Origin of the sequence: Peribacillus glennii, from assembly GCF_003429105.1 — a bacterium.
GTDB lineage: Bacteria > Bacillota > Bacilli > Bacillales > DSM-1321 > Peribacillus > Peribacillus glennii.
Genome location: NZ_QVTD01000010.1, coordinates 144,546 through 157,217, shown reverse-complemented (window position 1 = coordinate 157,217; position 12,672 = coordinate 144,546). Strand labels below are relative to the sequence as shown.

Below are 12,672 nucleotides of genomic sequence, written 5' to 3'. Positions count from 1 at the left end.
ATCAGGAATAGATACCATATCTTCATCAATATTTACCATCATACGGTAGCGGAGCCAGTTCCCCAACGCTTTAAAGCGGTGGGGGACTGGCTCTTTTTTTTGAAGCTTCCACATAACAAACAGGTCCATTTCCTTACCTGTATAACTGGGTAATAATCATCATTTTACTTTAATTTACATTTTTTTAATATACCGGATAAATTTTCCGTTTATGATTATCTGGATAGTACTAAATAGTAAAGGAGAGTTTACATGGGAAATACATGTTCTAAGAAGTTTCTTAGTTTCCTGGTGATTGTCGCTCTGTTCCTTTCAAATTTCTCCGGTATTTTTTCTGCTGGAGTACAGGCGGAAGAACCCCCGGTATTGGCGGAGGATTTATTTATATCAGAATATATGGAGGGCAGCTCCAACAATAAAGCTATTGAAATCTTCAATGGAACTGGAAATGATGTTGATTTGTCCCAGTATAGTCTAGAACTGTACTCTAATGGTGCAGCTACTGCAACTAGCAAGCTGTCTTTATCAGGAACGCTTTTAAATCAGGATGTTTATATTGTTGCAAATGGCAGTGCCAATGAATTTATTAAAGCACAAGCGGACAAAACTGCAGCAGTTTCTAATTTTAATGGCAATGACGCAATTGTTTTAAAGAAGAATGAGACGATTATTGATGTGTTCGGACAAGTAGGTGCTGACCCTGGTTCCAGCTGGGGAACTGGTGATTATACGACTGTTGACCATACCTTGGTCAGGAAAGAAGCCGTAATCAGAGGGGATAAAGTTGCAGGTGATGCGTTTGACCCTTCATTGGAATGGAACTCAAATCCTAAAGATTATACGGGTGACCTAGGAAAACACACCTTCAACGGCCAGCCAGGCACAGATCCAGGCACAGATCCAGACCCGCAGCCGGATCCTGTCGCAGGTGTTTTATCCATCGCTGCTGCTAAATCCAAAAACGGACAAACCGTTACCATCGAAGGTGTTGTAACGGCTGACAATTCCACTATAGGGGGCGGAAAGCTATCAACCTATATCCAGGATGACACAGCAGGTATCAACGTTTTTGATAACAGTAGTGAAGGATTTCCTCATCTTAAAGAAGGAAATAAAGTAAAAATTACAGGTTCTATTACATCTTATAGAAGCTTGATTGAAATTAAACCATCAAGTATTGAAGTTTTATCTCAAAATGCAGAGCTGCCTCAGCCAAAAGCTATGACTCTGGCAGATTTTCAAGACAGCTCAAAAGCAGAACCGAACGAAGGGCAGCTTGTAAAAGTTACGGGCTTTATTGAAAGCATTCCTTCAACTCCTTCAGGCGGCGGCTACAATATTAGTTTTATTGATGAAAACTACCATTCTGCTATTTTGCGTGTAATTGAAGGTTCAATTGATGTAAATCAACTCCAAGCAGGAAAGTGGTATGAAGCTACGGCTATTTTAAGCCAATATAATGACTATCAGCTTATCCCGCGTAAGGCCGCTGATTTGAAATTGGCTGATCCGCAACCGGAAGCCCCTAAATTATCAGGAGAGTTTGAATCTACTATTGCTAGTGTAGTAGACGGGGATACTGTTCATTTAACATCGCCGGTACTGGGATCAACAAAAGTGCGTTTTGTAAATATCGATACACCGGAAACCTATCATAAGGTCGTAACTGAAGCGGACCGCAGCCAAAAAGAACATGGGGAAGCAGCGAAGGCTTATTTGAACAGTCTTCTAAAAGCCGGTGACGAGGTGAAGGTGATCGTTGGTGATGAAGCAAAGGATGATTATGGAAGGTTGCTAGCCCAAATCGTGCGTAAGTCGGATCATGTAAATACAAACCTCGAAATGGTGCGCCAGGGGTATGCATCCACCTACTTTATTTGGCCGATTGGCGCTGCGGCTGATTACGAAAAATTCCAGACAGCTGTAAAAGAAGCAAAAGACAATGGACGTGGAATCTGGGATCCTGCTAATCCGCTGGAGGAGCTTCCGTTTGCCTTCCGTGCCAGGGAGCAAGGAAAAGGATTCGCCCGTTATGTAGGTGATTATTCAACGAAAACATATGTCTCTCCTGAAAAATGGGAAGAGGTGCCGGTTGAAAAACGAGTTTTCTTTGCAAGTGACCAAGAAGCAGAAAGCAATGGGTATAAAAAAGCCGGTGCAACCTACGACAGTGTCCTGGTGCAGTTGCTTTCAGTAAACGATTTACACGGGAAAATTGATGTTACGGGAACGGCTAATAATGTCCAGTACGGCCGTGCGGATTATTTAGCGGCATATTTAAGGGCGCGTGAAGCAACCAACCCTAACACGTTGATCGTCCATTCCGGAGACATGATTGGCGGCAGCTCACCAGTTTCTGCACTAGTCCAGGATGAACCTACTGTGGAGATTATGGAATCAATCGGATTTGATGTTGGGACCGTCGGAAATCATGAATTTGATGAAGGTACCAAAGAACTTGTCCGTATGGTGAAAGGCGGCGACCATCCAAACGGGACAAAAGGCTACGATGGCATCAATTTTCCAACTGTCGCAGCAAACGTAGAATACAAGAATACTGGCGAACTGGTTTTACAACCTTACGCAATAAAAGAGATTGCCGGAGAGAAAATCGGTTTCATTGGAGTGGCGACGGTAGATACGCCAAATATGGTAATGGCCTCAGGCATTCAAGACATCCGCTTCACTGATGAACAAACTGCAGTGAATAAATATACGGCAGAATTAAAAGCACAAGGTATCAAAGCGATTGTTGTGTTAGCCCATGTACCTGGAAATCAAAGCGGTGAAGCCGCTTCAGGTGAAATCGCCGGGCTGGCAACTGGAGTAGATGATGAGGTTGATGTGATTATTGCTGCCCACAACCATGTAAAGGTGGATGCCGTGGTTGATAATAAATTAATTGTGCAAGCCTGGGAATATGGGAAGAGCTTCGGGGACATCGATTTGGAAATCGATCCTGCAACCGGTGATGTTATCAAAAAAACAGCTGATGTCGTGGACGTAGTACAACAAGGGATAACTCCTGATCCAGAGGTAAGTGCAATTTTAGCTAAATATACAGAAATGGTCGGACCAACTTTGAATCAGGTAGTGGGAACGGCTGCAGTTCCAATGCAGGGAGGCTATGCCAAAAAAGGCATGATCGGAGACAATGCACTTGGAAACCTGATTGCAGACGGCATGAATTATGAGATGAAATCCGATTTTGCGTTAATGAACGGCGGGGGAATCCGTGACATCCTAAATGACGGGGACATTACTTGGGAGGAATTATTCAATATCCAGCCATTTAACAATACATTGATCACGGTAACCATTACAGGGGCAGAGCTTGAGCCAATCCTGAATGCACAATTTTCATCTTATGGTCCGGACGTATCAATCGGCGGTTTTACTTATACATGGGATAGTAAAACAAATAAGGTCGTAAATATCTATCTTCCGGATGGAACACCGGTTGACCCGGATAGAACATATACCCTTACAGTCAACAACTATATGTATGAGCATTCTTCTGATAAATATAAAATTCGCCAATACGGTGAAAATCCGGTCCAGGGTCCGGAAGACTTGGCGGCAACAGTGAATTTTGTAAAGAGCTTCAAAGAGCCGATTCATTATGTGGCGGAAGGAAGAATCTCAGAAGACATTGAGGCACCTGTCCTAAATGAAGCAGTTTTACCGGAGCCGAGCTTCAGGGACGGTTCTTACTTGCATGAAATGAAGATTACTGTAAATGCAACTGATTCTGGCATTGGGGTTTCCCATATTGAATATAGCCTCGATAACGGTGTAACTTGGACACGTTATACAGATGGCATTGCCGTAAATCAAGACGGGAAGAGCAAGATTCTATACCGTGCCTTTGACAAGGTCCATAATGTGTCGAAAACTAAGGCAGTCGAAGTCAATGTGAAATCTGCAACTCTAGAAAACACGGAAAAATTGGTAGCAGCTGCAGACGCGGTTAATGGCGTAAAAAAGTCAATTATAGTCCAATTACAGATTGCGGACCGCACACTTGAAAGAGAAAAGACGCATAAAATAACCGAAGATATAGCTTATAAATCTCTCGAAAAGCTAAGTAAGCGCATTAAGCATTATCCAAAACAACTCATGAGCGCAGAAGATAAGAATGAGATAACGGAAATGATAGACTATATTACAGAGCACAGGACAGAATCCAAAAGATAATAGTAATAAGGGCCCTCCTGGGAAAAACAGGTGGGCCTTTTTTATGTAAAAAAACAGTGTGAGCCTCAGTAAATCTAGCATTATAAAAAAAGTCGAATTTTTTTTGACAAAAACCCCATGTTTTTACAAAATAACCAGGATTTTTATGATATTGTAATGATATTGTAATAATAGAAATAAAGCATTGGGGAGATTTCTATGAAAAAATTTGCAACAGTACTTATTCTACTGGTAAGTTTCATTTTCTTTACCGTTCCGGAAGCACATGCAACCAGTACCGGACAGTTGATCATCGTGAACAAAGCGACTAATAGACTTGCCTTTTTTGATGGAGGCAAATTAGTGAAGACCTTCAAAGTCGCCACAGGCAGACAAAGATCCTACACCCCGGAAGGGAAATTTCCAATCGTTAAAAAAATAAAAAACCGTCCTTATTATAGCGGAGGCATCCCAGGGGGCCATCCGAATAACCCTTTGGGTGACAGATGGCTAGGCTTGGATGCAAGGGGTACATACGGGACAACCTATGCCATACACGGCAATAATAAGCCTAGTTCAATAGGAACTTATGCAAGCTCCGGCTGTATCAGGATGTATGATAGTGATGTACGCTGGCTTTATGACCAGGTGAAAACGTATACGCCGGTGATCATTACACATACATCAAAAAGCTTCGAATCGATAGCTGTCTCGGATGGATATGTGGTAGAAAGCAAGATTAAAAGCTTCACTGCAAGCAAGAAAAGCCCACAGTTGAAAAATACAACCGTCAAGCTTTCGGCGAGTACCTCTCAAGGCTACCAGCCGGCTTATAAGTTTTCAGTCTACTATGGAAAAAAATGGACAACCATAAAAAACTATTCATCTAGTAAATCTGTGAACTGGAAGCCAACAAGGCCAGGTGCTTATAAATTAAAGGTTTCGGTGAAGAGCAAGTATTCCAGGAAGACGGCAGACCAGGAAAAAGTAATCAGCTACAATATTTTTGAGTCGGCTTCATTGAAATCAGTAAAAACCGATAAAGCCAGCCCGCAGCTAAAAGGTTCCAACATTGCCGTGTCGGCAGCTTCGAATAATAATGCTAACAACCGGTTCAGGTATTTAGTGTATGACGGCAATACGAAGAAGTGGACAACAATTAAAAACTACTCGACAGCTACAAAGGTAAATTGGAAGCCTGCAAAAACGGGCCAATACAAAATCAAGGTCCAGGCTAAACACAAATGGTCCAAGAAAGCATATGACCATGAAAAATCTATTTCTTATAATGTTTTTGAGTCAGCAGTGTTGAAATCCATTTCAACAAATAAGAAAGGCCCACAACCTGTAAATACGGACATTGCCATTACGGCTGCATCCACTAAGAACAGTGATCATGTGTTCCGGTTATTAATAATCAAGGATAAGAAAACGGTTCATTCATCGAAGTTTTCAGCAGCTTCTAAATTCAATTGGACGCCAAAAACACCGGGCAATTATACAATCAAGGTCCAAGTGAAGCACAAATGGTCCAAGAAAGCATACGACCATGAAAAGACACTTAATTATACAGTATACCAGCCGGCAGCCACTCCAACGGTTACATTCGATAAAGAAGGCCCGCAGCCGGTGAATACGGCAATTAGTGTCTCAGCTGCGTCTAAAGAAAACAAGGATTACGAATACCGGTTTTCCATCTTAAAGGACGGAAAATGGACAGTAGTACAGCTGTTTTCAAAAACGTACACTTATTCATGGACCCCGGATGCTCCTGGCAACTACAAAATTAAGGTCGAAGCTAAACACAAGCTTTCCAAGCTGGTCAATGCTGTGAAAGAAATCGACTATGAAATTGTACCGGCTGTTGAACAGCCTGCGGATCCAGTAGTTGAAGAACCTATCGCACAAGCACAATAAATAGATGAGATTACTTTCGGGGAGCTTAGGCTGCCCGTTTTTTTAGTTATATAATGTTTTATTCATTGAATTGTTGATAGATAATAAAAGGGTTGATTAAAAAGTTCCTTTTCTAAGGAGCGGGAGGAGTGAAAACCGGGGAGCCATGTTGAAACCATTTACAGCCAGAGCAATTGAAATCATACAGTCAGTGCCTGAAGGAAAAGTGATGACCTACGGGCAGGTTGCGCGGCTTGCCGGCAGTCCCCGCGGGGCGAGGCAGGTCGTTCGTATCCTTCATTCCATGAGTGATAATTATAAGCTTCCATGGCATAGAATCATTAATTCAAAAGGGCAGATTGTCATTAAGGATGATGAATCGAATTCTTTGCAAAAGCTTTTACTTGAGGAAGAGGGTGTCGAAGTTAAGGGAGATGGCATCGATTTAGCTTTATATCAATATCATCCAGATAGTTTTTACATGGATGAGAATCCTGATTACCTGATTTGAGAGGAATTTAGGCTGCCTGAACTCCGGCAGCCTGCTGATTTTTTACCAGAAAAATGGAATAAACGCCAAAGCAGCAATGGCCCCGATAGCAAATCCGGCTGCTGCGGCACCTGCACCCCAGCCCCAGCCCCAGCCCCATCCGAAACCATGGCCTCCAAAGTTCCGCCCTCCGCCTATAGGCCGGAGATACACTCTGTTTGGAGTGACCCGGTCAATGATTCCTCTGTGAACACTGCCGTCTTTCATAGTTAACCGCACACATCTTCCTACACCTCGATGGCACATATCATAAATGCTTGAATTAGACAATTTATCTACACCTCCTATTTTTCTTTCAATAAATAGGTTATGTCCAACCGGTGCTTTTTGAATGGATAGATACACAAGGCGAACGTGGAAAAAAGTATGGAATACAGGTATTTATGTATTCATCAATAGCACTTAACGGGTCCCTGTCATAAAATAGACCATCTCGATTCTAATCCGGGGAGTAGATACTGTGAAATTCTCATACCAAGATGCTTTGGCGTTTTATAGAATACAAGGTGCGCATCCAGGCGGATTTGCTCTGACTAAATTGATCCTGGAAAGGGAGGATATCGATTGCCAGACAAAAATCCTGGATGCGGGGTGCGGGACTGGCCAAACATCGGCATATTTGGCAAAAACCTTTGGCTGCAAAGTTTATGCCATCGATGTTCATCCTGAAATGATCAAGGCGGCAGCAGTGAGATTTACTGAAGAAAATATTCCGGTAACCATTTCAGAAGGCAGTATAGAAGAACTTCCTTTTCCTGAGGATACATTTGACTATATCATTGCGGAGTCTTCGACGGCTTTTACCGATATCACTAATTCCATACAGGAATATTTTCGGGTTCTTAAGCCTGGGGGAGTATTGCTTAACATAGACATGGCAGTGGAACAAGAATTGAAAAGCGAAGAAAAAGCTGAAATCATCGCATTTTATGAAATGAAGGACGTATGGACTGAGGATGAATGGATTGATGCTTTCGACCATGCAGGGTTTGAAGCGGTGGATGTCCTGAAAGCTAATTCAGTTATGGAAGAATTAGAAGAATTGATGTTTGAGGAGAATGAGATGTCTGAGGAAATGCCGCCCATGTACGATAACGATCCCGAGATAGATACTGTTTTCCAAACCCACCACCAACTGCTGCTCACCTATGGCGAAAAATTAGGATACCGCGTTTTCAGGGCAAATAAGTGATAGGGCAGCTCCCAGCGCTGTACCGCAGTATAACGACGAGGGACTGCCCCTGCTTTATTCTGCTTTATTTCCTTGAGATTGCGACGACTGATGGCCTTGGTATGTTTCCGGTTGGCCAGCGGCTGGTCGGGTTGTTAGGGTCCTTGGTTTCTTCGCCAGGATGCTGAACTGATAGAAATAAGGTTTGTTCACCAGGGCCAAACCATGGGCCAGTCAGTTCTGCTTCCACTGGTGCCGATGCAAACTGAAAGGCTTTTCCCCTATTGGAACCTTGTGTAGGAAACATAAAGAATCCATTGTTGCCAAAATACTTGTAAGGGCCTTCATTCAACTTGGAAGAGGATATATCGGTTGTTACCCATAAATTCCCCTGTGAATCAAACGCCATATTATCCGGGCATGCGAAGCCGCTTTGAGGCCCGCCTGCCGCAAAAACTTCATATTCAAAGGACGTACTTTCAGAGTTATTGTCATCCTCGACCAACCTGACAATCTGCCCGTAATAATTTCCATGGTCTAAATTATTTGTAAGGGCTATATAAACAGAGCCGTCTTTTGGATGGATTTCAATATCCTCCGGCCTGTCTAACGGAGTTCCATTGGCGAGCTTGGCAGCATCTCTCGTGTTGACAAGCACATCTGCCTGTGTTTTAAATTTTTCTGTCAATGCCGGTGTTTTATCCCTGTCGAGCGGAACCCATTTTAAATTGCCTAAATCGACTACGTACAGGGTTCCCTTTTCAAGCAGCCTGCTGTTTTGTTTCCCTGCGTCCCGGCGGAAAACGCCATCACTGATGAATTTATATACACATTGGTCGTTTGCGTCATCGCCGGAATAGACAACCAGCCTACCGCTTTTTCCTACTGTCATCACGGCATTTTCATGGCTGAAACGGCCTAGTGATGTATGTTTTTTTGGAGTTGATTTGGGATCAAGCGGGTCAATTTCAACAATCCATCCATAATGGGCAGGATTCAGCTTGTTTTCAGCTGTCGACCAATCTTCGACCATATCCATGTAGTTTTCTTCACCGCTCATTGCTGTATTCCATAATGTTTTTCCTCCCGAGCAGTTGGCTAAAGTACCGGTAACCTGCGTGGCACCGCCAACAGCAGCATTTCCTCTGGCAGGGCCTGTCAAGGCAATAGGTGTATTGGCTGTAATCCGGCGGTTATATTGGGAACCTTTTACGATGCCCCATTTGCCTTTGGAATCTTTTTTGATATGGATGACAGAACCTCCGACATTATATTTTTCAATGCGGATCTGTTCAGGGGTACGCGGGCCCTCTCCTCTATACCCGGAAACATATATGGCTAAATTGCCGATATACTCATGATTCACCCAGAGAATTCCCTCATTTGGGTTATTGCCAAAATAACAAGTGAAATCATTATTAAATCCAAACCTTTCTCCAGTGCCCAGGTCTTCTCCCCACGTTGCGACAATATCGTATTGATAGCCCCTGGGCACAATCAGCTGATCCTGAGAGGAAGGTTTGATGGGTTTGAATTGATGGAATCCAGGATTTTGCTGCTGAGGGGTACGGTACATATATGGAGGGTATTGGGTTGGGTAGTAATTAAGCTGGTTATATGGATTTGCTGGAGGATATAAACAATTTTTATCCGGCGGGTAACTCCAGTTCATGACAATCACTTCCTTCATATTTTTTCATAACACCTTTATCAGTATATGAGCTAACAATAGGAAATTAATTTGTACATAAGTTAATATGGTATGAATGTTGGGGAGAACAAGGGAATCTGCAAATGTAAGTTCCCGAAATTAAAAAAGGATAAAAGCTTGGGGAAGCTTTTATCCTCTCATATGGCTTATTCCTGGAAAATACGGCTGATTTTTTCAATCTCTTCATTCGTTAATTGGATTTCTAGCGTTTTTAGATTATTGGTGACCTGTTCTGGCCGTTTGGCACCCGGGATTAACGCGTCGACCGAGTCGCGGGTCAAGTACCAGGCAAGGACCACATGCGCTACTTCGGCATTTTTAGCATTGGCAATTTCACGCACTTGCTCCACCTTTTCCAGGTTACGGACAAAAGCCTCGCCCTGGAAGAGCGGATTTTTGGCACGTCCGTCATTGAATGTGGTTTCCTTTGTATACCTTCCGCCTAATAATCCGGCCGCAAGGGGATAATATGGCACGAATGAAATGTTATGATCTTTCGTATACGGCAAAATTTCCTTTTCTACTTCACGGTTGAAAAGATTATATTCCGATTGCAATACATCTACATAGCCGTCTTTATTTGCTTCTTTTAATTGTTCGATGGAAAAATTGGATACGCCGATCGCTTTTATTTTCCCGGCATCCTTTAATTCTTTTAAGGCTCCCACTGCTTCAGCCTTCGGTGTCCCTTCATCAGGGAAATGAATGTAGAACAAATCGATATAGTCGGTTTGCAATCGTTTTAAGCTGTTTTCTACTGCCTCTCTTAAAAAGGCCGGTGAATTATCAAGGACAATCTTTCCGCCCACAAATTTATGTGCACCCTTTGTAGCAATCACGATTTCTGAACGGTTGCCTTTTTCTTTGATGACTTCCCCGATTAGCTCCTCTGAGCGCTCAGGTCCATAAATGTAAGCAGTATCCAAAAAGTTGATGCCATTGTCAATTGCTGTGCGGACTACATCTTTCCCTGTTTCTTCAATCAGGTTCGGGTAAATATTGTGCCCGCCGACAGCATTCGTGCCAAGCCCGATTGGATTAACATACAAATCCGTCTTGCCGAGACGTTTCTTATCGGCCATTTTACATCATCTCCTTTATTCAACCTGGTTCTATCATAACAAAACCAGAGAGGAGGATGAAAATAGTTAGCTTTAATACTTAAAAGCGCCGGGGGACTGACCCCCGGCACGGTGATACGTTAAAGCAGCGGGGGACTGACCCCTTTTTATTTCCATACATCGTTTGCGATGTTTACGACATGTGCGAGTTTGGCCCATTGTTGTTCTTCGGTGAGCAGGTTGCCTTCTTCTGTTGAAGCGAAGCCGCACTGCGGGCTCAGGCATAGTTGTTCCAGATCCACATAACGGGATGCTTCCTCGATGCGGCGTTTGATATCATCAGGATTCTCCAATTCCCCGAATTTCGATGTGACCAATCCGAGGACGATTTGAAGATCAGGCCTTTTCACGAAACGAAGCGGTTCGAAGCCGCCTGCACGTTCACTGTCATATTCGAGGAAAAACCCATCGATATTAAGGTTATCGAAAAGAACCTCCGCAACCGGCTCATACCCGCCGGATGAAATCCATGTGGAGCGGAAATTTCCGCGGCAGATATGCATAGTGATTTTCATGTCATCCGGACGGCCTGCAACTGCCTCATTTATTGTTTTGGCATATAAAGTGCTCAATTTTTCCGGATCAAGTCCTTTTGCCCTAATTTGTTCTTTCTGTTCTTCCGAGCAAAGGTAAGCCCATGAAGTGTCATCCATTTGCAGATAACGGCACCCTGAATCATAGAAGGCTTTAATCGCCTTCTTATAGGCCCCTGCAAGGTCATGGAAAAATTCTTCTTGGTCACTATAGGCACTTTTCTCTATTTCTCCCCGGAAATGCAGCATGCTTGGACTTGGAATTGTCATCTTGGCTGTATGGCTTCCCGCGATGCCGTGCAGGAATTCATAATCGCGAAGCATAGGGTGGTCAGTAAAATCCAGCTTTCCTGTTACCTTTATGCCACGGGATTTCGTTTGCTTCTGATGGAATTGGATCCCTTGGTCTGCTTCATAGCGTTCTACGCCATCAAGATCCTCCAGGAAATCAAAATGCCACCAGCCGCGGCGGAATTCTCCGTCCGTAACGACCTGAAGCCCTGTTTCTTTTTGCTTTTCCACAATGCGGGTAATTTCTTCGTCTTCAATCTGCCGCAGCTGCTCGGCTGTAATTTGTCCGGAAGCCTTCTGCAAGCGTGCCTGTTTGATCCGGTCTGTCCGTAATAGGCTGCCTACCTGGTCAGCCCGAAATGGTGCTGTTTTTCTTTGTAATGAATCAAGAATGTTCTTTTCCATGATGAATTCTCCTCTGTTTGGCTAATAGGAAAGTATCAAACTTCCCTTTCTGAATGCAAGCAGAACACTGGCTATGTGAACTGCGTCTATTTCTTCGCCTTATATTAGTAAGGCTCGCTTATTGGCGAGATTTCTAACTTAAATATTTAGAATCTTAACAAAAATTTGCACAGAAGTAAATTGTCTTTAAGCAAGAATGGTTTACAAATCGGTAATTTCTATAAAAAATACCGATTAAAAAACGGTATCATAAAGTTGGTTCTGTTTAATTAATCATCCCGCGGCCGACTTGATTATCCACTATCACTATGTTTTCGAGTACTTTCCTGGACACTTCACAAAGCTCTTCGATTGCCTGTGCCTTTTGGGAACCTAATTGATAGACAATATCCTGAAATAGTAATTCCATTTCCTCAAGAATGGAGATGGCTGCCAAATTATATACATTCTTCTATGATGGTTTTATTCATAATTTTACACTTTTACCCATTTGCTTTTATTAAAACTCCTAAACATTGTGAAAGGATTTGGATTCATTTTAATCAAGGATTCTAAAAATGGGTAATTTTATCTATAATGGGAGATTTCTTTTCTGTTCCCTATTGGGAATAGGAAATACAGAATCAGTAAATGGAGCATTAATGAAATGTGGGAGGCTCAATAAGGGCGGAGGGATTGAAATAATTTACTCATAGCCATTAGATAAATAATGTGATTGAGTCCAAATTACGGGCTTCAGCGAATGCTGTTTTTGAAGATTGGAAGGGGAGATATTACTAGCAAAAACAGGAGAGCCAGGATAGTACCTGGCATCTCAC

The 12,672-nt window shown here is 42.9% G+C and carries 8 protein-coding genes and 1 pseudogene; 4 read left to right on the top strand and 5 right to left on the bottom strand.

The window, feature by feature from the left end; all coding sequences use genetic code 11:
- The first annotated feature begins 252 nt into the window (after window positions 1-252).
- The 3 genes from D0466_RS14895 (at window position 253) to D0466_RS14885 (ending at window position 6,583) form a co-directional block, all read left to right on the top strand.
- Window positions 253-4,197: a 5'-nucleotidase C-terminal domain-containing protein gene (locus tag D0466_RS14895; RefSeq protein WP_117323350.1), complete on the top strand. Its 3,945-nt coding sequence runs from the start codon at window positions 253-255 to the stop codon at window positions 4,195-4,197.
- Between the two features lie 198 nt (window positions 4,198-4,395).
- Entirely contained in the window at window positions 4,396-6,093 is a 1,698-nt protein-coding gene (locus D0466_RS14890) for a triple tyrosine motif-containing protein (RefSeq protein ID WP_117323349.1), read from the top strand.
- A gap of 148 nt (window positions 6,094-6,241) precedes the next feature.
- Window positions 6,242-6,583, top strand: a complete 342-nt coding sequence (locus D0466_RS14885; RefSeq protein WP_117323425.1) for an MGMT family protein — start codon at window positions 6,242-6,244, stop codon at window positions 6,581-6,583.
- 42 nt (window positions 6,584-6,625) lie between these two features.
- Here D0466_RS14885 and D0466_RS14880 read toward each other — a convergent pair whose 3' ends face one another.
- Window positions 6,626-6,892, bottom strand: a complete 267-nt coding sequence (locus D0466_RS14880; protein ID WP_233522660.1) for a hypothetical protein — start codon at window positions 6,890-6,892, stop codon at window positions 6,626-6,628.
- A 190-nt stretch (window positions 6,893-7,082) separates the two neighbouring features.
- Here D0466_RS14880 and D0466_RS14875 point away from each other — a divergent pair, with 190 nt between their 5' ends.
- Window positions 7,083-7,814, top strand: coding sequence for a class I SAM-dependent methyltransferase (locus tag D0466_RS14875; protein WP_117323348.1), 732 nt, complete (start codon window positions 7,083-7,085; stop codon window positions 7,812-7,814).
- 64 nt (window positions 7,815-7,878) lie between these two features.
- Here D0466_RS14875 and D0466_RS14870 read toward each other — a convergent pair whose 3' ends face one another.
- The 4 genes and pseudogenes from D0466_RS14870 to D0466_RS22255 all read right to left on the bottom strand — a co-directional run.
- Complete coding sequence (locus D0466_RS14870; protein WP_117323347.1) at window positions 7,879-9,483, bottom strand: PhoX family protein; 1,605 nt, start codon at window positions 9,481-9,483, stop codon at window positions 7,879-7,881.
- Window positions 9,484-9,650: 167 nt separating this feature from the next.
- On the bottom strand, window positions 9,651-10,586 hold the full coding sequence (locus D0466_RS14865) for an aldo/keto reductase (protein WP_117323346.1): 936 nt from the start codon (window positions 10,584-10,586) through the stop codon (window positions 9,651-9,653).
- Window positions 10,587-10,732: 146 nt separating this feature from the next.
- Entirely contained in the window at window positions 10,733-11,854 is a 1,122-nt protein-coding gene (locus tag D0466_RS14860; RefSeq protein WP_117323345.1) for a 5-methyltetrahydropteroyltriglutamate--homocysteine S-methyltransferase, read from the bottom strand.
- A 265-nt stretch (window positions 11,855-12,119) separates the two neighbouring features.
- Window positions 12,120-12,302, bottom strand: a pseudogene (locus D0466_RS22255) (hypothetical protein); the annotation flags it as partial.
- Window positions 12,303-12,672 lie beyond the last annotated feature (370 nt).

Excerpts from the sequence above, each read along its gene's own strand:
- D0466_RS14895 (WP_117323350.1), top strand. The coding sequence starts at position 253 with ATGGGAAATACATGTTCTAAGAAGTTTCTTAGTTTCCTGGTGATTGTC.
- D0466_RS14890 (WP_117323349.1), top strand. The coding sequence starts at position 4,396 with ATGAAAAAATTTGCAACAGTACTTATTCTACTGGTAAGTTTCATTTTC.
- D0466_RS14870 (WP_117323347.1), bottom strand. The coding sequence starts at position 9,483 with ATGAAGGAAGTGATTGTCATGAACTGGAGTTACCCGCCGGATAAAAAT.
- D0466_RS14865 (WP_117323346.1), bottom strand. The coding sequence starts at position 10,586 with ATGGCCGATAAGAAACGTCTCGGCAAGACGGATTTGTATGTTAATCCA.
- D0466_RS14860 (WP_117323345.1), bottom strand. The coding sequence starts at position 11,854 with ATGGAAAAGAACATTCTTGATTCATTACAAAGAAAAACAGCACCATTT.